This window comes from Stenotrophomonas bentonitica (genome assembly GCF_002887735.1).
Classification (GTDB): domain Bacteria; phylum Pseudomonadota; class Gammaproteobacteria; order Xanthomonadales; family Xanthomonadaceae; genus Stenotrophomonas; species Stenotrophomonas bentonitica_A.
In genome coordinates, this window is the sequence record NZ_PKQP01000001.1 from 755,239 (window position 1) to 780,756 (window position 25,518).

A 25,518-nucleotide genomic window follows, 5' to 3' on the forward strand; every position below is an offset into this window, starting at 1 on the left:
GCTCTACCGGCGGCTGACCAACGGTCAGCTCTACGGGCAGCTGACCAACGGTCAGCTCTACCGGCGGCTGACCAACGGTCAGCTCTACCCACGCGTCGGCCGCGGTGCGGCCGGCGTTTTATTTCACCAGCTTGGCGATGGCAGCGCCCAGGTCGCCCGGCGAACGGACGGTCACGACGCCAGCAGCTTCCATGGCGGCGAACTTGCCTTCGGCGGTGCCCTTGCCGCCCGATGCGATCGCACCGGCGTGGCCCATGCGCTTGCCGGCCGGAGCCGAGGCGCCCGCGATGAAACCGACGACCGGCTTCTTCACGTGGTTCTTGATGTACTCGGCACCGGCTTCTTCAGCGTCACCGCCGATTTCGCCGACCATGATGATGCCTTCGGTCTGCGGATCTTCGTTGAACAGCTTCAGGCAGTCGACGAAGTTCAGGCCGTTGATCGGGTCACCACCGATGCCGATGCAGGTGGACTGGCCCAGACCGACTTCCGTGGTCTGCTTGACCGCTTCATAGGTCAGGGTGCCCGAACGCGACACGATGCCGATCTTGCCCGGCTGGTGGATATGGCCCGGCATGATGCCGATCTTGCACTCACCCGGGGTGATGACGCCCGGGCAGTTCGGCCCGATCAGCACGGTGTCCGGATGCGAACGGGTCAGCACGTTCTTGACGCGCAGCATGTCCAGCACCGGGATGCCTTCGGTGATGCACACGATGACCTGGATGCCGGCAGCCGCCGCTTCCAGGATCGCATCAGCCGCGTACGGCGGCGGCACGTAGATGACCGAAGCGTTGGCGCCGGTGCTCTGCACGGCGTCGGCAACGGTGTTGAAGACCGGCAGGTCGATGTGGGTGGTGCCGCCCTTGCCGGGGGTCACGCCGCCAACAACCTGGGTGCCGTACTCGATCATCTGAGTGGCGTGGAAGGTGCCCTGCTGGCCGGTGAAGCCCTGCACGATCACCTTGGTGTTCTTGTTAATCAAAACAGACATGGGAATTCCTTGGTGTCGGGATCAGGCGGCGTTCTTGACAGCTTCAACGATCTTCTTGGCGCCATCGTTGATGTTGTCAGCCGGGATGATGGCCATGCCGCTGTCGCGCAGCAGCTGCTTGCCTTCTTCCACGTTGGTGCCTTCCAGGCGCACCACGACCGGAACCTTGACGCCCACTTCCTTCACGGCGGCGATGATGCCTTCGGCAATCATGTCGCAGCGGACGATGCCGCCGAAGATGTTGACGAAGATGCCTTCGACCTTGTCCGAGGACAGGATCAGCTTGAAGGCTTCAATGACACGCTGCTTGTTCGCACCGCCGCCCACGTCCAGGAAGTTCGCCGGCTCGCCGCCGTTGAGCTTGATGACGTCCATGGTGGCCATGGCCAGGCCGGCGCCGTTGACCATGCAGCCGATGTTGCCGTCCATGGTGACGTAGTTGATGTCCAGCTCCGAAGCGATCACTTCGGTCGGATCTTCCTGGGTCTTGTCGCGCATGGCGACCAGGGCCTTCTGGCGGAACGCGGCGTTGTCGTCGCTGTCGAACTTGCCGTCCAGCGCGTACAGGTTGCCGTCGTCCAGGATGGCCAGCGGGTTGATTTCAACCAGGGCCAGGTCCTTTTCGTTGAAGAGGCGGTACAGGTTCACCATGATGTTGGCGAACTGGCCGGCCTGCTTCGCGGTCAGGCCCAGCTTGAAGCCGAAATCACGGCCGTGGTAACCCTGCACGCCTTCAACGAAATCAACGTTGAGCGAGTGGATCAGCTCGGGGGTTTCAGCGGCGACCTGCTCGATCTCCACACCGCCTTCCGAAGAGGCGATGTAGGTGATGGTCTTGGTGCCACGGTCAACCAGCACCGACAGGTACAGTTCCTTGACGATCTCGCCAGCGGTGGTCACCAGCACCAGGTTGACCGGCAGTTCAACGCCGGCGGTCTGGTAGGTGGCCATCTTGGTGCCGAGCATCTTGGCCGCAGCGGCCTTCACGTCGTCGGTGGTCTTGCAGAACTTGACGCCGCCAGCCTTGCCGCGGCCGCCAGCGTGGATCTGCGCCTTGACCATCCAGGGGCCCTGGCCCAGGGCGTTGGCAGCGTCAACCGCTTCGTCCGGGGTAGCCGCGACCTTGCCGGCCGGAACGGGAATGCCGTACTCGGCAAGCAGCTGTTTTGACTGGTATTCGTGGAAATTCATGCGTCACCGTGGGAATAGGAACGACCGCACGCATCTCCAAGGCTCCCTCACGGGGGCGCCGGTAAGGACCGCGGCGGGCCCACTATTGTGGACGACCCGGCGCGCAGGCGCAAAGAAGTCAGTGGCAAGACACCGGCCAGGCACCGTTTCCGGCGCAATTTCAGACAGTTGCGGCAGGTGCCGGAAACAGCCACCCGGGTCGCCCGCGGCACGCCCGCGCAGCCTGCAGGCACCCGCACGCGGTCCGGCCTTCACACACCCCGCCCCGGCCACCGGCCCCCAAACCCGGCCGGACCCCCTACACTGCCCCCATGCCAGAAGGGGAGTTCCGGCGTGTCACCCAGTGCTTCATTGATCGACCGCATCGAATCGATACCGCGGCGCGAGCTGTATTTCTTCGCGCTGTACCGCCTGCTGATGGCCACCGTCATCGGCGCGCTGCTGTTCAGCCCGCTGAGCGGCCTGGTGGGAACCGCCGACCACCCCCGGCTGGCCACGTTCGTGGCCAGCGGCTATCTGGCGGTGGCGGTGCTGGTGCTGCTGTTCGGCCGCAACGAGCGCTGGCTGCGCACCATCGTGGTGTGGAGCGTGGCCGCCGACATCATCGCCGCCACCCTGCTCGCCCATGCCCTGCCCGGGGCCAGCGCGGGCATCTCGATGTCGTTGCTGTTCAATATCGCCGCCGCCGCGACGCTGCTCCCATTGAGCATGGGGCTGGGCTTGGCCGCGGCCGCCAGTGCCGCCACCGCCGGCGAGTATCTCTGGAAACAGATCGAAGGCGGCGACCCGACCCGCACGCTGGCCGAACTGGCCATGTTCGTCACCAGCTACCTGGCCATCGCCTTCATCAGTTACCAGGTCGGCAACCGCGCCCGCATGAACCAGCAACTGGCCAACCAGCGCGGCGATGAAGTGGCCAACCTGTTCCAGATCAACGAACTGATCATCCGCCGCATGCGCACCGGCGTGATCGTGGTGGACGGGGCCAACCGCATCACGCTGGCCAACGAAGCGGCCTCCACCCTGCTTGGCGATGCCGACGGCAACAGTGGCAGCGGCCGGCTGGAACTGGGCAGTGCCGCGCCCGAGCTGAGCCGCCGGCTGCTGCGCTGGCGCAATGGCTGGACCAATGAAGAGATGCCCCTGCAGCTCTCGCCGGACCAACCCGAAGTGCAGCCACGCTTCGCCCGCCTGCTGGCCGGCAGCGACCTCACCTTGGTGTTCCTGGATGACTCGACCGTGGTCTCGCGGCGTGCCGAGTCCTTGACCCTCTCGGCGATGGGACGCTTCTCGGCCAGCCTGGCCCATGAGATCCGCAACCCGCTGGCGGCGATCAACTACGCCGCGCAGCTGCTGGAGGAATCCACCGATATCGGCGACACCGACCGCCGCCTGCTGCAGATCATCAACCAGCAATGCCAGCGCACCAACGGCATCGTCGAAAGTGTGCTCGGGCTGGCGCGGCGCGAACGCGCCAACCCGGAGAACGTGGACCTGGCCGCGTTCGTGCGCCGCTTCGTACTGGAGTACAAGCAGGGCCTGTCGCTGGAAACCGACAGCGTGGAACCGATCATCAGCGAGACCTCGGTGCACGCGCTGGTCGACCCGCGCCACCTGCACCAGATCCTCACCGTGCTGGTCCACAACGCGCTCAAATACGGCCGCGTGGCCGATGAGCCGGCCCGCGTGCGGCTGCGCGTGGCGCGCCAGGAGCGCACCGCCATCATCGATGTGATGGACCGTGGCCCGGGCATTCCCGAGACGGTCGCCAGCCAGTTGTTCCGTCCCTTCTTCACCACCTCCGAGCACGGCACCGGGCTGGGCCTGTATATCGCCCGCGAGCTGTGCCGCGCCAACCAGGCACGGCTGGAGTACGTCTCGGTGCCTGCCGGTGGCGCCTGTTTCCGGCTCGTGCTGGCCGGCCCGCACACGATGATGGCCGGATGAGCGGCGCATACCCGGTCGCCTCCGTCAAACATTTGTCGCCAATGACCGCCCTCGGCTATCTTCCTTCCTTATGAATGACACCCGCAGCGCCCTCGTCGTCGATGACGAGCGTGACATCCGCGAACTGCTGGTACTGACCCTGGGCCGCATGGGCCTGCGCATCAGCACCGCGGCCAACCTCGCCGAAGCCCGTGAACTGCTGGCCAGCAACCCGTACGACCTGTGCATCACCGACATGCGCCTGCCCGACGGCAACGGCATCGAGCTGGTCACCGAGATCGCGCAGCACTACCCGCGCACGCCGGTGGCGATGATCACCGCCTTCGGCAGCATGGACCTGGCGGTGGAAGCCCTGAAGGCCGGCGCCTTCGATTTCGTCAGCAAGCCGGTCGACATCTCGGTGCTGCGCGGCCTGGTCAAGCACGCGCTGGAACTCAACAACACCGAGCGCCCCGCCCCCGCACCGCTCGCGCCGGAACAGGCCGCACGCCTGCTCGGCGACTCACCTTCGATGGATGTGCTGCGCGCCACCATCGGCAAGGTCGCGCGCAGCCAGGCGCCGGTCTACATCCTTGGCGAATCCGGCGTCGGCAAGGAACTGGTCGCACGCACGATCCACGCGCAGAGCGCCCGCGCGCCCGGCGCCTTCGTGCCAGTCAACTGCGGCGCCATTCCGTCGGAACTGATGGAGAGCGAATTCTTCGGCCACAAGAAAGGCAGCTTCAGCGGCGCGCATGCCGACAAACCCGGCCTGTTCCAGGCGGCGCATGGCGGCACCCTGTTCCTGGATGAAGTGGCCGAACTGCCGCTGCAGATGCAGGTCAAGCTGCTGCGCGCGATCCAGGAGAAATCGATCCGTCCGGTCGGCGCCGCCACCGAGGTGCCGGTGGACGTGCGCATCCTCTCGGCCACGCACAAGGATCTGGGCGAGCTGGTCGAAGATGGGCGCTTCCGCCACGACCTGTACTACCGCATCAACGTGATCGAACTGCGCGTGCCGCCACTGCGCGAACGCCGCAGCGACCTGCCCGCACTCGCCGCCTCGATCCTGGCCCGGCTGGCCCGCACCCACGGCCGCCCGACCCCGCTGCTGGCGCCCTCGGCGCTGGACGCCCTGGCCCAGTACCACTTCCCCGGCAACGTGCGCGAGCTGGAGAACATCCTCGAGCGTGCCCTGGCGCTTGCCGAGGAAGACCGCATCGGTGCCAGCGACCTGCGCCTGCCCCAGCACGCGCCGCGCTTCGGGGCCGGCAACGCGCCCGCCACCCAGGAAGAAGCCGTGGTCGACCTGCCGGCCGGCAACGGCGCCCTGCCCTCCTATATCGAACAGATGGAGCGCACCGCGATCCAGAAGGCGCTGGAAGAAAACCGCTGGAACAAGACCCGTACCGCAGCCCAGCTGGGCATCACCTTCCGCGCGCTGCGCTACAAGCTGAAAAAGCTCGGCATGGAGTAGCGCCACCCCATGGGTGGCGACCCAGCATCCACCAGCCCAGAACCAGAAAGGCCCGCTTGCGCGGGCCTTTCCGTATCAGCCAACCGCGCTGATCAATCCTTGGTGACCCGGTTGATCTCCGCCAGACCCGTCACCCCGGCGGCGGCCTTGGCCAACGCGGACTGGCGCAGATCGTTCACCCCGGCCTGCTGCGCGGCCTCGGCGATCTGCAGCGCATTGCCACCGGCCAGCACGATCGTGGAGATCTCGTCGGTCATCGGCATCACCTGGTAGATACCGGTACGGCCCTTGTAGCCTTCGGTGCACTCATCGCAGCCGACCGGCTCGAACAGCTTGATGCCCGCGTCCAGCTGGGCCTGGGTGAAGCCTTCGGCCAGCAGCGCGTTGGCCGGCAGCTCCACCGGGCGCTTGCAGTGGTTGCACAGCCGGCGCGCCAGGCGCTGGGCGATCACCAGGGTCACCGAGCTGGTGATGTTGTACGGCGCGATGCCCATGTTCATCAGGCGCGCGATGGTCTGCGGGGCATCGTTGGTATGCAGCGTGGAGAGCACCATGTGGCCCGTCTGCGCAGCCTTGATCGCAATCTCGGCCGTTTCCAGGTCGCGGATTTCGCCGACCATGATGATGTCCGGATCCTGGCGCAGGAACGAGCGCAGCGCCGCGGCGAACGTCATGCCGCGCTTGACGTTCTGCTGCACCTGGTTGACGCCGGGCAGGCGGATTTCCACCGGATCTTCGGCGGTGGAAATGTTGCGGGTCTCATCGTTGAGGATGCCCAGCGCGGTATACAGCGAAACGGTCTTGCCCGAGCCGGTCGGGCCGGTGACCAGCACCATGCCGTAGGGCTTGTGGATCGCATCCAGGAACAGCTTCTGCTGCGCCGGCTCATACCCGAGCTTGTCGATGCCCAGTTTGGCAGCGCTGCCATCGAGGATACGCAGCACCACCTTCTCGCCGAACAGGGTCGGCAACGTACTGACGCGAAAGTCGATCTGGCGGGTCTTGGAGAGGTTGAGCTTGATGCGCCCATCCTGCGGCACGCGCTTCTCGGCGATATCCAGCTGCGCCATCACCTTCAGGCGCGCGGCGATGCGCTGGTTGAGCTTGACCGGGGCCTTGGCCACGTTCTTGAGCAGACCATCGATGCGCAGGCGCACGCGATAGTCGTCTTCGTAGGGTTCGAAATGGATATCCGAGGCGCCCTTGCGGATGGCGTCGATCAGGACCTTGTTGATGAATTTGACGACCGGGGTGTCATCGCCCTTGGCGTCGATCCCCGCATCGGTGGTACCGCCTTCTTCGTCGCCGGCCGAGACATCCAGGTCGCCCATGTCATCGTCGCCGCCGCCCAGCGCCGAGCCCAGGGTGTCCTGGGTGGTCTGCCACTGCTCCAGCGTGCGGCGGATCTGTTCCTCGTCCACCAGGATCGGCTCGACCACCAGGTTGGTGTGGAACTTGATCTCATCCAGCGAATGGGTCGGGTTGCTGGTGCCCACGAACAACCTGCCACCGCGCTTGAACAGCGGCAGCACGTGGTGCTTGCGCAGCAACTCCTCGCTCACCAGCTTCATGGCGTTGTGGCTGCTGTCGAACGCGGTCACGTCCAGCAGGGGCATGCCGAACTCCAGCGCATTGGCGGCAGCCAGCTGCGCGGCGGTGACGAGCTTCTTCTCCGCGAACCACTGCGGCAGCGGCTGCCGGGCGGCGGTGGCGTCGGCCATGGCGGTGCGGGCGGCGGCCTCGTCCAGCGCGCCGTCCTGGACCAGGCGGCGGGCAATGCCGGTGATGCCGACGAGGTTGGCGGTGGCGGCGGCTGCGACAGTGTTCATGGCAAGGCCTATCAAATTGGCGGTGCTAGGTTAGCAACCGGCTAGACGGCTGTGTACAGCTCCGGAAAAGAAGATGCCCGCGACTAATCGCGGGCATCAACTATCCGTTCTAAGAACCCCGCCGCATTGAGCGGCGCATAGGCCTTAGTTCAGCTTGTCACATGCCTTGGTCTTATAAGCTTCGACGCTAGATGCGGTCACCGTACAAGCCCAAGTAATTTCGTCAACACCGTTGGTCGGGATCGTTGGGACCAAGGTGACGGTTGCAGTGCCATCTTTGGACTTGCCAGTCAGGCCGCCCGTTTCAGTACAAAGTGCACTCGTCGCCACGTCAGCGCACAGACCGCGCTCAGAGCTATGGTTCTCTGCAACCTTGATCTTTTCCCCAGCAACCGACCCGATAGCCTGGGTAATCTTGGCGCGCGCGGTGTAGTTACGGTACTGCGGCAGCGCGATGGCAGCCAGGATCGCGATGATCGCCACGACGATCATCAGTTCGATCAGCGTAAAGCCCTTCTGGTTCTTCATGTGTACATCCCCTAGAGATAGATAAGGTGTAGGCACTGGGCCGTCGCCGTGCCGGCAAGCCGGTTGAGCGGGGCGGGCGCCCTGTGCGGGTGGATCGAAGCAGGTTGCATGCCAACTGGGCCGGCAATGCTCCCCAGCATTCCCCGGCGCAATGATGGCAGCAATCTTCGGGATTGGAACCCCCCGCGCAACAAATTGCGACGGACCCGACAATGTGACGGGGCGCGTCACCTTCTGACCCAGCCGGTCCGGCCAGCCCATCGCTTCGGGCACCCCGAAGGGCTGCCCAGCGCCAACGGAACCGGCTACCATGCCGCGAGATAGCCCGCCTGGGGATGGCGTGGCTGGGGAGCCAGAAAATGTCTGTCAGCCGTAGTGCGATCAAGAAAGAGCCCGTGGTCCGCAACACCATGGAGCTGCAACCGTTTGTCTGGGTGGGGACCGACAAACGCGGCGTCAAGATGAAAGGTGAGACGCCGGCCAAGAATGCCAACCTGCTGCGCGCCGAGCTGCGCCGCCAGGGCATCACGCCCAACGTGGTCAAGCCCAAGCCCAAGCCCCTGTTCGGGGCGGCCGGCAGTGCGATCAGCACCAAGGACATCGCCTTCTTCAGCCGCCAGATGGCGATCATGATGAAGTCCGGCGTGCCGATCGTCAGCTCGCTGGAGATCATCGGCACCGGGCACAAGAACCCGCGCATGCGCAAGATGGTGGAGAGCATCCGCACCGATATCGAAGGCGGCTCCTCGCTGTACGAGGCGATCAGCAAGCACCCGGTACAGTTCGACGAGCTCTACCGCAACCTGGTCCGGGCCGGCGAAGGCGCCGGTGTGCTGGAAACCGTGCTCGACACGGTGGCCAACTACAAAGAGAACATCGAGGCCCTGAAGGGCAAGATCAAGAAGGCCCTGTTCTACCCGACCATGGTCATCGCAGTAGCGCTGATCGTCAGCGCGGTCCTGCTGATCTTCGTGGTGCCGCAGTTCGAAGACGTGTTCAAGAGCTTCGGCGCGGACCTGCCCGCTTTCACCCAGCTGATCGTGGCGGCGTCGCGCTTCATGGTGGCTTGGTGGTGGTTGATTCTCTTCATCGTCATCAGCGCGGTGCTTGGCTTCATCTTCGCCTACAGGCGATCGCCCTCCATGCAGCACGGCATGGACCGCTTCATCCTGAAGGTGCCGGTGATCGGCCAGATCATGCACAACAGCTCGATCGCCCGGTTCGCCCGGACCACGGCGGTGACCTTCAAGGCCGGCGTGCCGCTGGTGGAGGCGCTGGGCATCGTGGCCGGCGCCACCGGCAACAAGATCTACGAGGAGGCCGTGCTGCGCATGCGTGACGATGTCTCGGTCGGCTACCCGGTCAACATGGCCATGAAGCAGGTCAACATCTTCCCGCACATGGTGGTGCAGATGACCGCCATCGGCGAAGAGGCCGGCGCGCTGGACACGATGCTGTTCAAGGTGGCCGAGTACTTCGAGCAGGAGGTCAACAATGCGGTCGATGCCTTGAGCAGCCTGCTCGAACCGATGATCATGGTCTTCATCGGTGTGGTCGTCGGCGGTATGGTGGTCGGCATGTACCTGCCCATCTTCAAACTCGCCTCCGTGGTTGGATAATCAATAAATGGCATTTCTCGACCAGCATCCCGGCCTCGGCTACCCCGCCGCGGTCGGGCTGGGGCTGCTCCTTGGCAGCTTCCTCAACGTCGTCATCCTGCGCCTGCCCAAGCGGCTGGAGTGGGAGTGGAAGCGCGATGCGCGCGAAGTGCTGGAAGAGCCGGACATCTACGAGCCGCCACCACCGGGCATCGTGGTGGAGCCCTCGCACTGCCCGCACTGCAAGCACAAGCTGTCCTGGTACGAGAACATCCCGCTGTTCAGCTGGCTGGCCCTGCGCGGCAAGTGCCGGCATTGCCATGCCCCGATCTCGATCCAGTACCCGCTGGTGGAGCTGCTGACCGCCGTGCTGGTCGCCGCCAGCGTCTGGCAGTTCGGGTTCGGCTGGCAGGGCTTCGGCGCGATCGTGCTGAGCTGCTTCCTGGTGGCGCTGTCGGGTATCGACCTGCGCACCCAGCTGTTACCGGATCAATTGACCCTGCCCCTGATGTGGCTGGGCCTGATCGCGGCCAGCGACAATCTCTATATGCCGGCCAAACCTGCCCTGCTGGGTGCGCTGGCGGGCTATCTGTCGCTGTGGTCGGTGTGGTGGCTGTTCAAGCAGATCACCGGCAAGGAAGGCATGGGCCACGGCGATTTCAAGCTGCTGGCCGCGCTGGGCGCCTGGTGTGGGCTCAAGGGCATCCTGCCGATCATCCTGCTGTCGTCCATCGTGGGCGCCATCGTCGGCTCGATCTGGCTGTACTCGCGCGGCCGCGACCGGGCCACGCCGATCCCCTTCGGGCCCTACCTGGCCATTGCCGGCTGGATCGTCTTCATGTGGGGCGAGCCGTTGATCAACGGCTACCTGAGCTACGCCGGCCTGCGTTGAGGGCCGCGCGATGAGCCGCTTCGTGATCGGGCTGACCGGCGGCATTGCCGCCGGCAAGAGCGAGGTCAGCCGCCGCTTCGAGGCGCTGGGCATCACCGTGGCCGACGCCGACCTGGCCGCACGCGCGGTGGTGGCGCCGGGCAGCGAGGGGTTGGCGCGGATCGCCGCCCACTTCGGAGACACCATCCTGCAGGCCGACGGCCAGCTGGACCGTGCCGCGCTGCGGGCCCGCATCTTCGATTCCGCGCAGGCGCGCCAGGCGCTGGAGGCGATCACCCACCCGGCGATCCGCCAGCTGCTGCGCGAGACCTGCGAGCAGGCCGAGGGACCGTACGCGATTGCCGCCATTCCCCTGCTCACCGAGGCCGGCGGCCGCCAGCAGTACCCCTGGCTGGACCGCATCCTGGTGGTGGACGTGCCGGTAGCCGTGCAGCACGCGCGGCTGATGCAGCGCGATGGCATCGATGCCGCGCTGGCCGATCGGATGATTGCCGCCCAGGCCAGCCGCGAGGCGCGCTTGGCGTTGGCCGACGACGTGGTGGTCAATGATGGGCACCCGGACCACCTGCAGGCGCATGTGGAGCGGCTGGATCGGGCCTATCGGGAGTTGGCGGCGCGGTAGAACTGGGGGAGCCTACCAACTCGGTGAGAGGAGCCGACCAACGTCGGTGGCAGGAGCCGACCAACGGTCGGCTCTACCGTTTCAGGCGGGGGAGAAGGTCAGCGTGGCGATGACGCCGCGCCCGGCGCCTGGTCGCACGTTGACCTGCCAGCCGTAGAGATCGCACAGGCGGCTGACGATGGACAGGCCGATACCCCCACCCTGCGAATGACCCGCATGCGTGCCGCGGTAGCCACGCTGGAACAGTTTGGCGGCATCTTCTTCGCTCAGGCCGGGGCCGCTGTCGATCACCTCGACCGCGTTGTTGCCCACCCGCACGCGCACCGCGCCTTCCTTGGAGTACTTCACGGCATTGCCGATCAGGTTGCCCAACGCGACCGAGAGCGCCGATTCCGGTGCATCGATCACCAGGTCGTGGTTGCCTTCCAGGATCAGTTCGAGCGGCTTGCCGCCGAGCTGGGCACGGTGCGAATCCAGCAGCTGCTCGGAGACCCGGGCGACATTGCTGCTGCCCTGCCCGCGCTCGTTGCGCGAGAGCAGCAGCAGCGCGCCAATCAGATCGGTACATTGCTGCTCGGCGCGCTGGATGCGCTGCAGGCGCTGCAACACCTTGGGATCGAGATCCGGGCGGGTCAGCAGCAGCTCCGTAGCACCGCGGATCACGGCCAACGGCGTGCGCAGCTCATGGCTGACGTCGGCGTTGAACTCGCGGTCGCGCTGCACTACTTCGGTCAGCCGCGAGGAGTAGTCATCCAGCGCTTGGGCCAGCTGGCCCACCTCATCGTCCGGGAAGCGCGGTGCCAGCGGTTCGGGCTCACTGGTGCCACCGCGATACGCACGCAGGCGGGCGGCCAGATCGGAGACCGGCTTCATCACCTTGGAGGCGGACCACCAGCCCAGCACCAGGGACAGGGCGCTGAACACCAGCACGGAGAAGAACAGCGCGCGCTTGAGCTGCTCCTCGCCGCGGATGCTCTCGGTCATGTCATAGGCGAGGAAGAACCATGCATCCGGCGCTTTGCGGACGGCCAGCTTGTAGGAGAACGGTTCGTTGTGCTCGTCCACGCCGCTGAGCTTGTAGTTGCCTGTGGCAAACGCCGCCCACTCCGGACGCTCTTCGCGTACGCGGTCGAACTTGTCGCTGGGATAGGCGAAAGCACGGATCTGCTGCACGGGGACGGCGGGATTGCGCCCCGGGCTCTCGTAGAACCGGCGCGCGAACTCATCGATGTTGCGGTTCATCACGTCTTCGACGAGCTGGTTCTCCACCCGGGCCCGCGCCCAGTTGGTGGCAAACGCAAACAGCGTGGTCAGGCAGAAGCCCAACAGCACGAACGAGACGATGATGCGGCTGCGCAGCCGCCGCCGGTATGGCGCGCGGCGACGCTCCCCCTTCCCCGTCACCGGATCAGGCTTCCGGCGCGGCGATGCGGTATCCGATGCCATGGCGGGTCTGGATCATCGGGACTTCGAAGGGCTTGTCGACCACGGCGCGCAGGCCGTGGATGTGCACGCGCAGGGAATCCGAATCCGGCAGCTCTTCGCCCCAGACGCGGGTTTCCAGTTCCTGGCGGGTGACGACGGCCGGGGAGGCCTCCATCAGCGCCTGCAGGATCTTCAGCGCGGTCGGGTTGAGCTGCAGCAGCTTGCCCTGGCGGCGCACTTCCAGCGTGTCCAGGTTGTATTCCAGATCGCCGGTTTCCAGCACGCGGGTCTGCACGCCCTTGCCGCGACGCGACAGGGCGTTAAGACGCACCTCGACTTCCTGCAGCGCGAACGGCTTGATCAGGTAGTCGTCGGCGCCGGAGTCGAAGCCGGCCAGCTTGTTGTCCAGCGAATCGCGGGCTGTCAGCATCAGCACCGGGGTCTGCTTGCGCGCCTCGTTGCGGAGCTTGCGACAGACCTCGATCCCATCCATGCCGGGCAGGTTGAGGTCCAGCACGATCGCGTCGAACTCATGGACGACCGCCAGGTGCAGGCCGGTGACGCCATCGGCGGCGAAGTCGACGGTGTGACCGCGGTCTTCGAGGTAATCGCCGAGGTTGGCGGCAATGTCGCTGTTGTCTTCGATGACGAGAATTCGCACTGGGACCTCTGATTCGTGGGGGTTCAACGGAAAGAACGGAGCCGCAGGGCAGCAATGGGAACGGGACTGCGCGACCTCACGCTGACGATACAGCGTCGATTCTTAACATTAGACACCGTCGAATGCTGGCGCAGCGTCAAAACACAGCGGTGATCACCTGTCATCTTTGGGTTCGGAAATCCGAAGCTCACGCTTCATCTGCCGGGCGTCTTCCGTCGCCTGGCGGCGCTGGGCCACCGTCATGCAGGTGCGCTGGGGGCGGTTGCTGCCGATCGGACGCTCGCTGCGGCAGACCATGCGACTGTCTTCCTTGGCGTTGGTCATCAAGGTATTGACCACTTCCTGGTCGTTGAAGACCTCTACTTTCTGCGGCGGGGTGAGCTGATCGAATCGCTCACGGCCCGCCATCCTGGTGCGGATACGGTCCAGAGCGGCCTGGACGCGGCTCTTGTCGGCCACGCTCAGCTCACTGTAATCCTCGCTGTGCAGCGCGCGCTCGACCTTGGCCAGCTGCTCGGCAACCGGCGCATCGTCGGCAAGCGCCATCGCGGCCTCATCGGGGTTCGCCGGCGGCTTGGCATGGGCACCCAGCGAAAGACAGCCGAGCAGCGCGACAGCGATGATTCGATGCATCTGTGACATCTGCGACTTCCTTATCCACATGAATGAACACCAACTCTACGAGGATGCACTTGGCCCGACAAGTTACTCATGGCAGGGGCCGCAGGCCCTGCGCGGGCAGAAAAAGGCCCGGACAGACGAAGCTGGCCGGGCCTGAAGGTGTTTCCCGATTACCGATCCTGCTGAGGAGGGCAGAGCTGCGGTCCGACAGAGCCTACGCCGGGGTCGATTAAACCGATGTTAAGACCTCAAGCGGCATTGAAATACCCGATCAACCCTTTGTATTTGAAGGTTTTTTCAACGAAGCAACGTGGTCGATGATGCGCCCGGCCAGGTCGGCCTGGCAGATCGCCTCGATCCCCTCCAGGCCGGGGGTGGAGTTGACCTCCAGCACCAGCGGGCCGCGGCTGGAGCGGATCAGATCCACGCCAGCCACGCCCAGCCCGAGCGCCTTGGCCGAGCGCACCGCCACCAGCTGCTCGGCCCGGCTGGCCTTGGCGGCGCGGGCGCTGCCGCCGGCATGCAGGTTGGAGCGGAAGTCTCCCTCCGGCGCCTGCCGTTGCATCGCCCCGACCACCTGATCACCCACCACCAGGCAGCGCAGGTCGGCGCCCTGCGCCTCGCCGATGAACTCCTGCATCAGGAAGTTGGCGTAGAGCCCGCGCAGCGCCTCCACGATTCCGCGCGAGGCGCTGGCCTTCTCGGTCAGGATCACGCCGCGGCCCTGGGTGCCCTCGTTGAGCTTCACCACGTGCGGCGGCGGGCCGAGCATCGAGAGCAGATCGACGGTGTCGTCCGGGTTGTCGCCGAACACCGTGACCGGCATGTCAATGCCCTTGGAGGCCAGGATCTGGTGTGCGCGCAGCTTGTCGCGGGCACGCAGGATCGCATCGGAGGGGTTGGGCGTGCGGGCGCCCATCATCTCGAACTGGCGCAGCACGGCCGTCCCGTAGCGGGTGACCGAGGCTCCGATGCGCGGGATCACCGCGTCCACCCCGGTGATCGGCCGGCCCTTGTAATGCATGGTGAAGCCATCCGCGGCGATGCGCATGTAACAGCGCAACGGATCGAGGATGCGCACGGTATGGCCCCGCGCACGGGCGGCCTCCACCAGGCGACGCGTGGAGTACAGCTTGCTGTTGCGGGACAGGATGGCGAGTTTCATCGCGGCGCAGGGGGTGGAAAGCGCGAAGCATAGCGCGTGGCGTGTAGGCCGCGATGACGGACCGCGCTCGCGATCCAGCTGCCCGCATCCGGCACTTTCCCGCTGTTAATGGGCTGGGTGCACGCCGCGAGACCGGGGCGCCGTCTTCAACTATCAAGCAGAGCAGTGCCGTACGAGTTGTCTACAGCGCAAAGCCAGTTGCCGTCCGGTTCCCGACGAAACACGTAGGTGGCCCGGCGAACCGTCGAGATCGGAGCGCCCTCTTCATCGGTGGTATCCAGCCAGGTTTCCATGACAACCAGCGCCGTTTCTCCGCCCTCAATCACTTCCATCTTGCCTTGGCGGACCTTCAGTGTGCCGTCGAAGTAAGAAGAGATTGCCTCGAATGCGCTTTTGATCTGGTCCTTGCCCCTGGCGTACATGCCCGGCTTCACCACCAGGGTGGCGTCATCTGTGTAGAACCGCATCAGGCCATCGAAGTCCTTCGCCGATATGGATCGGTCTGCGGCTTCGATAAGGGTCTTCAGGGGATGATCGGACATTCTTGACTCCAAAAATGGCCGCGGCGGAAAAACAAAACCCGCCTCGCGGCGGGTTGCGTTGTCTGAAACAAGACGCGCTCTACCCACCCTTATGGAGGGTGGCAATAATCAACGTGCGGGCGCGTACAAGTGGCATGCAGTGACCGTATCACTGGCGTCGAAAACTGGCAAACCCGCCAGCAAGCTCCAGCTGAAGGCCGGATCGAGACACAGGCCTGACCTGAGCACGAAAATTGCGGAGGGGATCGGAGGGTGCGGAGCGGCCTGAAACCCCATAAGCACTGGAGGATATGGAGCGGGTGAAGGGAATCGAACCCTCGTCAGTAGCTTGGGAAGCTACAGCTCTACCATTGAGCTACACCCGCAAGGCGCGGCGTAAGTCTATTCGGGCGGGGCCCTCAAACGCAACGGGCGGCACTGGGCCGCCCGTTGTTTCACGTTTTCCGGCGCCGTGCGCGGCGCCCGCGAACGGGCACTGCGCACGTTGGATCAGAAGCTGCCGCCGAAGCTGGCGAACAGCGACACATCACGTGCACGCTTCTGCATCGTGGTGGTGCTCATGCCGATGTTGCTGCTCAGGCCCCACAGGTTCAGGCGCGCGCCCAGCACGGCGGTGGCGTAGTTCTTGTCGAACTCCAGGCCCGGCACCTTGTACATGCCCACGTCCGGCATGGACTGCAGCCAGGCGCTGGCCTGCTTGGTGTCTTCGAACTCATGGTCGTAGGTGACCTGCACATACGGCTTGACGTTGCCGCCGTCGAAGCGGGCCTGCCAGCCGACGCGGCCGACGGTGGAATCCGTGTCCTGGTCGCCATAGCCCAGCGCCGAGGCGCTCGGGTTGGACTCGGTGTAGCCGTCCAGCTTGACCTTCTGCCAGATCACCGCGGCGACCGGACCGTGGCGGAAGCCGCCCTCGGTGCCGAACTCGTAGCCGGCGTTCAACGCGGCGGTCAGGTTGCTGCCTTCCGGCGAGCCCTTGTGGATACGCGTGGCCGGGCCGAGCTGCAGCTTGCGGGTCACGTCGTAATCCAGCCAGCTGTAGCTGAGCTGGCCGTTGACCCAGGCGCGGTCGCCGTACCAGCCGGCGAACAGGCCCAGCGTGGTGTCGGACTGGGTGAAGTCACCCTTGTTGTTGCCGAAATCGGCGTCCATGCGGCCATAGCCGGCGAAGCCGCCGACAACCATGCCGTCACGCGCCCAATCCACACCGAACAGGCCGGCCGGGGCCATGCCGTCGTACAGATCGGCGTGGGCGTAGCGCTGCATGTCACCGCGCAGGTTGCCCCACCAGCTCAGGCCGTCGGCCGGACGGCCATCCACGTGCCAGCTGACCTGGTCAGCGCGCGAGCGGCCGATGGTCTGCGCCGAGTGGGTCAGGATCTGCTGGTTGCGCGGGGCTTCCAGGATCGACAGGGTGTACTGGCCCAGCATCTCGTGGGTGGCGGTGGTCGGGTGCACACCATCGGCAAACACGTAGCTGTTGGCGGCGTCCGGGGTGACGTAGCTGGTCGGGTTGCAGGTCAGCGAGGAGGCCGTGGTGCAGGCCGGGCTGGTCACGTTGACGAAGCCGTACTGGCCCGGGTTGGCGACGATTTCCTGCAGGATGTGGAAGGTATCCACCGGAATCACCTGCAGGCCGGCGGCTTTCAGGCCACCGAACAGGGCGTCGTTGTACGCCTTGGCCAGCGCGGTGCCGGCAGCCATGCCGGCCGGGCCACCGGCACGGGCGCCCGGGGTCAGGCCGACGTCCGGAATGGTCGGCACCACGATGTATTCGGCGCCAGCGCCCTTCAGGGTGCCGACGATGCCGACCTGGTCGCGCACCGCATTGGTCAGCGTGGAGACCAGCGGCGCGCCGGCCTGGATCGCGAACAGATCATTCGCGCCGCCCCACACGGTGTACAGCGCGTTCGGATCGGCCTTGCCGCCGTTGGCCGCCAGGTACTGCGCGGTCTGGGTCTTGAGCGAGTACACCGGGATGGCCGGGGTACCGGCAGCCAGCACCTGGCTGGTGTCCACGCCGACGCGGGCGCCGCCGATGGCGTAGTTGTCACCGTTCTGGCCGTTGCCGTGGGCCGCACCGTTGGTGCCGTAGTAGTTGGCCACGTGCTGGGCCCAGGTCCAGCCCGGGTTGGTGGTGAACTGGCCGGTCACCGGCTGCACCGAGGCGGGCAGCAGCGGACGGAAGTAGCCGGCATCGGTCAGGCTGTCGCCGATGAAGACGGTCTTGGTATACGGCGACTGCGCCATGGCCGGCGCTGCCGCCAGGGCAATGGCCACGGCCATGAGGGAACGGATCGGGCGTTTGCTGAGCAACATGGAAACTCCTTGCAGGTGGGGAAGACGGCGGGACGTACGCCGGCGCACGGTGCCATGTTTCCACTGCACCCGGCCCGCATCACGCTGCGCTGCCGCATGAACGCCCCAGCCCCGCCGCCCGGCCATCGTTGGCCTGGCGCTCGCGGCACTGTTGACGCGCGGCGCACAGGGTACGCACTGACGGGTGATTGAAGGACAATAGCGTCATGAACATCCAGCTCAACGGCGAGAACCGCCAGCTTCCGCACACTGCCACTGTCCACGACCTGCTGCGCAGCGAGGACCTGCTGGAGCGCCGCGTCGCGGTCGAAGTCAATGGCGAGATCGTCACCCGCAGCCAGCACGCCAGCCACTCCCTGCGCGATGGCGACGTGGTGGAGATCGTGCATGCGCTGGGCGGTGGTTGAGGCAGCATCGTGACGCGCGATAGGCGATAATTCGGGGCATGAACGCACCTGTCCCCACTGATTCGCTGGTGATCGCCGGCAAGACCTATGCTTCCCGCCTGCTCACCGGCACCGGCAAGTTCAAGGATCTGGAAGAAACCCGCCTGGCCACCGAGGCCGCTGGCGCCCGGATCGTCACCGTGGCGATCCGCCGCACCAACATCGGGCAGAACCCGGGCGAGCCGAACCTGCTCGACGTGCTGCCGCCGGACCGTTACACCATCCTGCCCAACACCGCCGGCTGCTACACCGCCGAGGACGCCGTGCGCACCTGCCGGCTGGCCCGCGAGCTGCTGGACGGCCACAACCTGACCAAGCTGGAAGTGCTGGGCGACCAGAAGAGCCTGTACCCGGATGTGGTGCAGACCCTCAAGGCGGCCGAGCAGCTGGTCAAGGATGGCTTCGAGGTGATGGTCTATACCTCCGATGATCCGATCCTGGCCAAGCGCCTGGAAGAGATCGGCTGCGCCGCGGTGATGCCGCTGGCCGCGCCGATCGGCTCGGGCCTGGGCATCCAGAACAAGTACAACCTGCTGCAGATCATCGAAGACGCCAAGGTGCCGATCATCGTCGATGCCGGCGTGGGCACGGCCTCCGATGCGGCGATCGCAATGGAGCTGGGCTGCGATGGCGTGCTGATGAACACCGCCATCGCCGGTGCACGCAACCCGGTGCTGATGGCCAGCGCGATGCGCAAGGCCGTGGAAGCCGGCCGCGAGGCTTTCCTGGCCGGCCGCATTCCGCGCAAGCGCTACGCCAGTGCGTCCTCGCCGATCGACGGGTTGATCGGCTGATGACCAATCCTTTCGACAGCGCCGGTGCCAAGGCACCGCCCAAGCCCTTCACCATCACCGAAGGCCGCCGCGAGGTCCGCAGTTTCGTGCTGCGCCAGGGCCGCTTCACCCCCGCCCAGCAGCGTGCGTTCGACGACCGCTGGCCGCGTTTCGGGCTGGACTTCACCGGTGAGCCGCGCGATCTGGATGCCACCTTCGGGCGCGATGCGCACAAGGTACTGGAGATCGGTTTCGGCAACGGCGCGGCGCTGCGTTTCGCCGCCCAGCAGGACCCGAGTCGCGATTACATCGGCCTGGAGGTCCACGCGCCCGGCGTCGGCCGCCTGCTCAACGCGCTGGCCGACGACAACGCCGACCACGTGCGCCTGTACCACCACGATGCCGTGGAAGTACTGGAAAAGGAAATCGCCGATGGCGCGCTGGATGAAGTGCGCATCTATTTCCCGGACCCGTGGCACAAGAAGCGCCACAACAAGCGCCGCCTGATCCAGCCCGGCTTTGCCGCGCTGCTGGTACGCAAGCTGCGCATCGGTGGCCGCCTGCACTGCGCCACGGATTGGGAAGACTATGCCGAGCAGATGTGGGAGGTGCTCGACGCCACCGCCGGGCTGACCAACCGGGCCGGCCCGCGTGGGCAGGTGGAGCGGCCGGAATGGCGCCCGCAGACCCATTTCGAAACCCGTGGCCAGAAGCTCGGCCATGGTGTGTGGGACCTGTTGTACGACCGCACCTGATCCGACTAGGAACCGCGCCACCCCATGGATACCGCGCTGACGCTGACTACCGACATGAAGCTCGTCCTGGGGCTGGTCGGCTTCACGATGGCGATGTTCCTGTTCGAGCGCATCCGCGCCGATGTGGTGGCGCTGGTGGTGCTGGTGGTGCTCGGCGTCACCGGCCTGATCGCCCCGGAAGAAATCTTCGGGGGCTTCTCCGGTAACGCGGTGATGAGCATCATCGCCACCACCATCCTCGGCGCGGGCCTGGACCGCACCGGGGCGTTGAACCGGTTGGCGGCGTGGCTGCTGCGGCGCGGGCATGGCGTGGAGACGCGCCTGCTGATGATGACCACCGCGATCGCCGGCTTGAACTCCTCGTTCATGCAGAACCCCTCGGTGATGGCGCTGTACCTGCCGGTCGCCTCGCGCCTGGCCGCGCGCACCGGGCTGACCCTGCAGCGCCTGCTGCTGCCGATCGCCGCGGCCATCGTGATGGGCGGCGCACTGACCATGGTCGGCAACTCGCCGCTGATCCTGCTCAACGACCTGCTGGCCTCGGCCAACAACAACCTGCCCTCCGGCCTGGCCACCATCGAACCGCTGCGCATGTTCGCGCCGCGGCCGATCGGCGTGGCGCTGCTGATCGCCTCGCTGCTGTACTTCCGCTACTTCGGCGACCGCAAGCTGGTCGAGGAAGAGACGCTGGCCAACGATGGCGTCACCCCGTCGCGCACGGAAAGCTACTTCGCCAAGACCTACGGCATCGAAGGCGATGTGTTCGAGCTGGTGGTCACTGCCGAAAGCCCGCTGGTCGGCATGACCCTGGGCGAAGCGGAGAACGTGCACGACGCGCCGCTGCTGCTGGCACTCAAGACCGGCAACGACACCCGCCTGGCGCCGCCGGCGGAGATGCGCATCTGGGTGGGCAGCGTGCTCGGCGTGATGGGCGCGCGCCAGCAGGTCAGCGATTTCGCGCAGAACCAGTTCCTGCGGATGTCCTCGCGGCTCAAGCACCTGGGCGATCTGTTCAACCCGAGCCGCGCCGGCATTTCCGAAGCGGTGGTGCCGCCGACCTCCGATGTGATCGGCAAGAGCGCCTCGGACCTGCGCCTGCGCAAGCAGCGCGGCATCAGTCTGCTGGCGATCAACCGCGACAAGCAGGTGATCCGCGAGGACGTGCGCAACGTGGCGCTGCGCGCCGGTGACATGCTGGTCTTCCACAGCATCTGGACCGACCTGGCGCAGGCGGCCAAGAGCCGCGACTTCGTGGTGGTCACCGACTACCCCAAGGGCGAGCAGCGCCCGCACAAGTTCAAGATCGCGATGAGCATTTTCGCCATCACCATCCTGATCGCGCTGACCTCCAAGCTGCCGGTGGCGCTGACCCTGATGACCGGCGTGGCCGGCATGCTGCTGACCGGCGTGCTGCGCATGGATGAGGCCTATGCCTCGATCAACTGGAAGACGGTGTTCATGATGGCCGGGCTGATTCCGCTCGGCTGGGCGATGGACAGCAGTGGCGCGGCGGCGTGGATCGCCGGCCACACCATCGACCGCCTGCCGACCGGCATCCCGGTCTGGGTGCTGGAGATCGCGCTGGCGTTGTTGACCACGATGTTCTCGCTGGTGATCAGCCATGTGGGCGCGACGATCGTGATGGTGCCCATCGCGGTGAACCTGGCGCTGGCGGCCGGGGGCAGCCCGACCGCGTTCGCGCTGATCGTGGCGTTGTCGGCCTCCAACAATCTGATGACGGCCTCCAACCCGGTGATTTCGATGATCACCGGCCCGGCCAATTACACCCCGCGCGAGCTGTGGCGCGTCGGCGCCCCGCTGTCGTTGATCTATACGGTGGTGGTGGTGCTGATGATCAACCTGATGTTCTAGGGAGTGCCGGCCGCTGGCCGGCTCTCGCAATGCACCGGGTAGTGCCGGCCGCTGGCCGGCTCCCGCAATGCACCGGGTAGTGCCGGCCGCTGGCCGGCTCCACGTAGCTTGGCCATCAAGCGCAGCCGGCCAGCGGCCGGCACTACCAGATGGTGGGTGGCCGGCCGTCAGATAATGAGTGGCCGGCCGTTCATCGTCATCCCAACCAGACCTGCCCATCGCGCACCTGCACGGGCACCGCGCGCAGGCGATCACCGCGGCACGGTCCGGCCACGCAGTCGCCGTTGTCCAGGGAGAACGAGGCCCCGTGTGCCGCGCAAACGAGGTGGCCTTCCCTGCTTTTCAGGAACTGACCCGGGGCCCAGTCCAGCCGGCGGCCGGCGTGCGGGCAGATGTTCAGCCACGCGCGCACCTGGTCGCCCTGGCGGTACAGCACCACCGATTCGCTGTCGCCCTCGATGCTGGCGTCGACCTCGGCAAAACCCCCGTCGGCAATGGCCTGCAGGGTGATCAGGGCGGTGGCGGTGGTCTCGGGCGGGGACATGGCATCCAGCAGCAGGCAACGGAAACCGTAGTGTCTCACGCGCTCATGTCACTGGCTCCCGGATGAATACAAGTCATTGATTTGCAATGTGTGCGGGGTACGTTTAACGCTTTTTTCACTCAGTCACAAAGGCCAGCACGGATACTCATCCACTGCTGACCTCAGCCAAAAAAGAGTGCCATGTACAGCCGCATCTTCCAGTTCAACCAGTTCCGCACCCTGTTCGCGCCGCGCAAGCCGCGCCACCCGCTGGTGCGCGTCGCGGTCGGTCTGTTGGGCCTGGCGATCCTGGCCGCGCTGGTGTTCGTTGGTGTATTCGTGGGCGCGGCGATGATCATCGCCGGCCTGGCATGGAAGCTGCTCGCCCAGCGCAAGAATGCGCGCACCGCTCCGTCGCAGGTCGTGGACGGTGAATACCGCGTGGTCCGCAAGCAGGCCTTGCCGATGTCGCGTTGATCGACGCGCTTCCCTCCTGATGACGGCCGCGCCCTGCGCGGCCGTTTCTGTTTGTGGGAGCAGGAAAACGCTCTAGACTGCGGCGAAACCTCTCCACAGGACGCGCGCATGACCGATGTAATCCCCACGCCCGAGCAGCCCCGCATTCCGGTCGCCGGCGGCGGTACTTTCCCGGTGCGCCGGATCTACTGTGTGGGCCGCAACTTCGCCGATCACGCGCGCGAAATGGGCGCGGCCGTGCCCGCCGCCGATGATCGCGGCCGCCCGATGTTCTTCAGCAAGCCGGCCGATGCGATCGTGGTCGGGCATGACGATGTGATCCCCTACCCGCTCGCCACCCAGGACCTGCACCACGAAGTGGAGCTGGTGGTGGCGATCGGCAAGGACGCGCCTGCCGGTGAACTGCCGGTCGACCAGGCCGAAGCGCTGGTGTTCGGTTACGGCGTCGGCCTGGACCTGACCCGCCGCGATCTGCAGGCGCAGGCCAAAGCCAAGGGCCACCCGTGGGACCCGGCCAAGGGCTTCGATCAGTCCGCCCCGGTGAGCGAGCTGGTGCCGGCCGGCGAAGTCGGCGATCTGGCCGCGCTCAACCTCTCGCTGGAGATCAATGGCGAAGTGCGCCAGCAGTCGCTGCTGGACCAGATGATCTGGAACGTGCCGGAAATCCTGCACGAGCTCTCCAAGCTGTGGGCGCTGCGCGCGGGCGATCTGGTCTTCATGGGGACGCCTTCGGGCGTGGCCGCGTTGAAGCCCGGCGACCGTTTCAGCGCACGTCTGGAAAACGTGGCCGAGCGCCACGGCATCATCGCCGGATGACAATGGCTGCGTTACGCTGCGGCGTCATTTGATTCCCCCACTACGACAGGAGAGCCCGATGGGTGTACTGACTGAGTTCAAAGAATTCGCCATGCGTGGCAACGTCATCGACCTGGCGGTCGGTGTGGTCATCGGTGCGGCGTTCGGCAAGATCGTCACCGCGCTGGTGGACAAGATCATCATGCCGCCGCTGGGCTGGGTGATCGGCCGCGTGGACTTCTCCGAACTGGCGTGGACCCTGGCCCCGGCGCGCATTGCGCCCGATGGCAAGGAGATCCCGGCGGTGGTGATCGGCTACGGCGACTTCCTCAATACCGTGGTGCAGTTCGTGATCGTGGCCTTTGCGATCTTCATGGTCGTGAAGTTCATCAACCGCCTGGCCCGCAAGAAGCAGGCCGAGCCGGCCGCCCCGGCGGCACCGAGCGAAGAAGTGCTGCTGCTGCGCGAGATCCGCGACAACCTCAAGCAGTAAGACCCCCCCCGGTAGTGCCGGCCTGAAAACCCCGCTCCGGCGGGGTTTTCGCGTTTGGAAAACAGCATTCGCCGGAGCATGACCTCCCGCCCATGTACGCGCCGGACAGACTGGTAAGCTCGGACGCTTCCGCCCCGTTTCCCGGAGTTCGTCCCATGCGTCGCCGCGTCCTTGCCATCGCATCTTCCCTCGCCCTGCTGGCCGCGCCCGCGTTCGCGGCGACCGGTATCACCACGCTGCCGCCGACGTCGCTGGCCACCGCCGCCGAGCTGCGCGAGCAGGCCCTCAAGGACGACACCGGCTGGAAGGTGGTCGAATCGCTCACCACCGAGATCGGCCCGCGCATCGCCGGCAGTGAAGCCGACGCACGCGCCGTGGCCTGGGCGGTGGCCAAGTTCAAGTCGCTGGGCTTCGACAAGGTCTGGACCGAGCCGGTCACCTTCCCCAAGTGGGAGCGCCGCAGTGAGCACGCCGAAGTGATCGGCAAGCATGCCCAGCCGCTGACGGTCACCGCCCTGGGCGGCAGCCCGGGCGGCACGGTGGAGGCCGACGTCGTGCGCTTCGCCGATCTGGCCGCGCTGCAGGCCGCGCCGGAGGGTTCGCTGAAGGGCAAGATCGCCTTCGTCGATTACCAGATGACCGCCTACCGCGATGGCCGCGACTACGGCAACGGTGGCGCCGTGCGCAGCAAGGGCCCGTCCGAGGCGATCCGCAAGGGTGCGATCGGCTTCGTGATGCGCTCGGCAGGCACCGATTCGCACCGCGTGCCGCACACCGGCATCACCCGCTTCGATGACGGCCTGACCCCGGTGCCGGCCGCCGCGCTGTCGGTGCCCGATGCCAACCAGCTGGCGCGCCTGGTCGCGCTCGGCAGCACCACGCTGAAGCTGAGCCTGGATTGCGGTTGGGATGGTACGGCCACGTCGCACAACGTGATCGGCGAGATCACCGGGCGCAGCCTGCCCAAGGAAGTGGTGGTGATCGGCGGTCACCTCGACTCCTGGGACCTGGGCACCGGCGCGGTGGATGATGGGGCCGGCGTGGGCATCACCATGGCCGCTGGCCATCTGATCGGCCAGCTCAAGCAGGCGCCCAAGCGCACCATCCGCGTGGTCGCGTTCGCCAACGAGGAGCAGGGCCTGTACGGCGGCAAGGCCTACGCCGAGGCACATGCCAAGGACGTGGTGCGGCACCAGCTGGCCGCCGAAAGCGATTTCGGTGCCGGCCGCATCTATGCCTTCAACACCGGCTCGCCGAACCCGGCCAATTCGCGCGAGGCCACCCGCCAGATCGCCGAGGTGCTCAAGCCGCTGGGCATCGAGTACGCCGCCGACAAGGGCGGCCCGGGCCCGGACGTAGGTCCGCTGGCGGCCAAGGGCGGCGCGTGGGCATGGCTGGCGCAGGACGGCAGCGACTACTTCCACCTGCACCACACCGCCGACGACACGCTGGACAAGATCGACCCGGCGGCGCTGGCGCAGAACGTCGCCGCCTACACGGTGTTCGCGTATCTGGCCGCCGAGGCCGACGGCAGTTTCGGCAGCGAAGCCAAGCCGACCACGCCGCCGAACGAGTAATCCCGACACGCAGGCGG

The 25,518-nt window shown here is 66.1% G+C and carries 24 protein-coding genes and 1 tRNA gene; 13 read left to right on the forward strand and 12 right to left on the reverse strand.

Annotated features, from left to right (window positions below; genetic code table 11):
• Positions 1-118 precede the first annotated feature (118 nt).
• Together sucD and sucC are read right to left on the reverse strand one after the other, a co-directional pair.
• Positions 119-994: a succinate--CoA ligase subunit alpha gene (gene sucD / locus C0R07_RS03300; protein WP_019183943.1), complete on the reverse strand. Its 876-nt coding sequence runs from the start codon at positions 992-994 to the stop codon at positions 119-121.
• Positions 995-1,015: 21 nt separating this feature from the next.
• Positions 1,016-2,185 carry an ADP-forming succinate--CoA ligase subunit beta gene (gene sucC, locus C0R07_RS03305; RefSeq protein WP_019183942.1) on the reverse strand — a complete coding sequence of 390 codons (1,170 nt, stop codon included), beginning with the start codon at positions 2,183-2,185 and terminating at the stop codon, positions 1,016-1,018.
• A gap of 333 nt (positions 2,186-2,518) precedes the next feature.
• Between sucC and C0R07_RS03310 the strand changes: the two genes are divergently transcribed.
• A complete protein-coding gene (locus tag C0R07_RS03310) occupies positions 2,519-4,132 on the forward strand; it encodes a sensor histidine kinase (protein WP_070425791.1) in 1,614 nt (537 codons plus the stop codon).
• Positions 4,133-4,202: 70 nt separating this feature from the next.
• A complete protein-coding gene (locus C0R07_RS03315) occupies positions 4,203-5,588 on the forward strand; it encodes a sigma-54-dependent transcriptional regulator (protein WP_019183940.1) in 1,386 nt (461 codons plus the stop codon).
• A 92-nt stretch (positions 5,589-5,680) separates the two neighbouring features.
• Here the strand turns inward: C0R07_RS03315 and pilB are convergent, their stop codons facing one another.
• A complete protein-coding gene (gene pilB, locus C0R07_RS03320) occupies positions 5,681-7,417 on the reverse strand; it encodes a type IV-A pilus assembly ATPase PilB (protein WP_102788171.1) in 1,737 nt (578 codons plus the stop codon).
• Positions 7,418-7,561: 144 nt separating this feature from the next.
• Positions 7,562-7,945 carry a pilin gene (locus tag C0R07_RS03325; protein WP_102788172.1) on the reverse strand — a complete coding sequence of 128 codons (384 nt, stop codon included), beginning with the start codon at positions 7,943-7,945 and terminating at the stop codon, positions 7,562-7,564.
• A 359-nt stretch (positions 7,946-8,304) separates the two neighbouring features.
• On the opposite strand from C0R07_RS03325, the gene C0R07_RS03330 reads away from it, so the two are divergent.
• The 3 genes from C0R07_RS03330 to coaE are packed head-to-tail and all read left to right on the forward strand — an operon-like array spanning position 8,305 to position 11,057.
• A complete protein-coding gene (locus tag C0R07_RS03330) occupies positions 8,305-9,564 on the forward strand; it encodes a type II secretion system F family protein (RefSeq protein ID WP_102788266.1) in 1,260 nt (419 codons plus the stop codon).
• Between the two features lie 7 nt (positions 9,565-9,571).
• Positions 9,572-10,435: a prepilin peptidase gene (locus tag C0R07_RS03335; protein ID WP_102788173.1), complete on the forward strand. Its 864-nt coding sequence runs from the start codon at positions 9,572-9,574 to the stop codon at positions 10,433-10,435.
• A gap of 10 nt (positions 10,436-10,445) precedes the next feature.
• On the forward strand, positions 10,446-11,057 hold the full coding sequence (gene coaE, locus C0R07_RS03340; protein ID WP_070425793.1) for a dephospho-CoA kinase: 612 nt from the start codon (positions 10,446-10,448) through the stop codon (positions 11,055-11,057).
• Positions 11,058-11,138: 81 nt separating this feature from the next.
• Here the strand turns inward: coaE and C0R07_RS03345 are convergent, their stop codons facing one another.
• From C0R07_RS03345 to C0R07_RS03375, 7 genes are all read right to left on the reverse strand, one after another.
• On the reverse strand, positions 11,139-12,503 hold the full coding sequence (locus C0R07_RS03345; RefSeq protein WP_102788174.1) for a sensor histidine kinase: 1,365 nt from the start codon (positions 12,501-12,503) through the stop codon (positions 11,139-11,141).
• Complete coding sequence (locus tag C0R07_RS03350) at positions 12,466-13,143, reverse strand: response regulator transcription factor (protein ID WP_019183933.1); 678 nt, start codon at positions 13,141-13,143, stop codon at positions 12,466-12,468. Before C0R07_RS03350 ends, C0R07_RS03345 begins: the two co-directional genes overlap by 38 nt.
• A 153-nt stretch (positions 13,144-13,296) precedes the next feature.
• Positions 13,297-13,785, reverse strand: coding sequence for a hypothetical protein (locus C0R07_RS03355; RefSeq protein WP_254427764.1), 489 nt, complete (start codon positions 13,783-13,785; stop codon positions 13,297-13,299).
• A 250-nt stretch (positions 13,786-14,035) separates the two neighbouring features.
• On the reverse strand, positions 14,036-14,929 hold the full coding sequence (rimK, locus tag C0R07_RS03360) for a 30S ribosomal protein S6--L-glutamate ligase (RefSeq protein WP_019183931.1): 894 nt from the start codon (positions 14,927-14,929) through the stop codon (positions 14,036-14,038).
• A gap of 146 nt (positions 14,930-15,075) precedes the next feature.
• Complete coding sequence (locus C0R07_RS03365; RefSeq protein WP_070471221.1) at positions 15,076-15,471, reverse strand: YybH family protein; 396 nt, start codon at positions 15,469-15,471, stop codon at positions 15,076-15,078.
• 291 nt (positions 15,472-15,762) lie between these two features.
• A tRNA-Gly gene (locus C0R07_RS03370) sits at positions 15,763-15,836 on the reverse strand.
• A 124-nt stretch (positions 15,837-15,960) separates the two neighbouring features.
• Positions 15,961-17,790: an autotransporter outer membrane beta-barrel domain-containing protein gene (locus tag C0R07_RS03375; protein WP_102788175.1), complete on the reverse strand. Its 1,830-nt coding sequence runs from the start codon at positions 17,788-17,790 to the stop codon at positions 15,961-15,963.
• Positions 17,791-17,996: 206 nt separating this feature from the next.
• On the opposite strand from C0R07_RS03375, the gene thiS reads away from it, so the two are divergent.
• From thiS to C0R07_RS03395, 4 genes are read left to right on the forward strand one after another with little or no spacing between them, the layout of a single operon-like run.
• Positions 17,997-18,197: a sulfur carrier protein ThiS gene (gene thiS, locus C0R07_RS03380; protein ID WP_102788176.1), complete on the forward strand. Its 201-nt coding sequence runs from the start codon at positions 17,997-17,999 to the stop codon at positions 18,195-18,197.
• 38 nt (positions 18,198-18,235) lie between these two features.
• Positions 18,236-19,030, forward strand: a complete 795-nt coding sequence (locus tag C0R07_RS03385; protein WP_019183927.1) for a thiazole synthase — start codon at positions 18,236-18,238, stop codon at positions 19,028-19,030.
• Positions 19,030-19,764 (forward strand): tRNA (guanosine(46)-N7)-methyltransferase TrmB, encoded by a 735-nt coding sequence (gene trmB / locus C0R07_RS03390; protein WP_070471213.1) that lies wholly within the window; start codon positions 19,030-19,032, stop codon positions 19,762-19,764. The genes C0R07_RS03385 and trmB overlap by 1 nt, the downstream gene beginning before the upstream one ends.
• Before the next feature lie 24 nt (positions 19,765-19,788).
• Entirely contained in the window at positions 19,789-21,636 is a 1,848-nt protein-coding gene (locus tag C0R07_RS03395) for an SLC13 family permease (RefSeq protein WP_102788177.1), read from the forward strand.
• A gap of 196 nt (positions 21,637-21,832) precedes the next feature.
• Here C0R07_RS03395 and C0R07_RS03400 read toward each other — a convergent pair whose 3' ends face one another.
• Positions 21,833-22,180, reverse strand: a complete 348-nt coding sequence (locus C0R07_RS03400; protein WP_102788267.1) for a Rieske (2Fe-2S) protein — start codon at positions 22,178-22,180, stop codon at positions 21,833-21,835.
• A 180-nt stretch (positions 22,181-22,360) separates the two neighbouring features.
• Here C0R07_RS03400 and C0R07_RS03405 point away from each other — a divergent pair, with 180 nt between their 5' ends.
• From C0R07_RS03405 to C0R07_RS03420, 4 genes are all read left to right on the forward strand, one after another.
• Positions 22,361-22,636, forward strand: coding sequence for a hypothetical protein (locus tag C0R07_RS03405; RefSeq protein WP_019183923.1), 276 nt, complete (start codon positions 22,361-22,363; stop codon positions 22,634-22,636).
• A gap of 108 nt (positions 22,637-22,744) precedes the next feature.
• On the forward strand, positions 22,745-23,452 hold the full coding sequence (locus tag C0R07_RS03410; RefSeq protein ID WP_019183922.1) for a fumarylacetoacetate hydrolase family protein: 708 nt from the start codon (positions 22,745-22,747) through the stop codon (positions 23,450-23,452).
• A 58-nt stretch (positions 23,453-23,510) separates the two neighbouring features.
• Entirely contained in the window at positions 23,511-23,924 is a 414-nt protein-coding gene (mscL, locus tag C0R07_RS03415) for a large-conductance mechanosensitive channel protein MscL (protein ID WP_019183921.1), read from the forward strand.
• Positions 23,925-24,079: 155 nt separating this feature from the next.
• On the forward strand, positions 24,080-25,501 hold the full coding sequence (locus C0R07_RS03420; protein WP_102788178.1) for a M28 family peptidase: 1,422 nt from the start codon (positions 24,080-24,082) through the stop codon (positions 25,499-25,501).
• Positions 25,502-25,518: the final 17 nt, after the last annotated feature.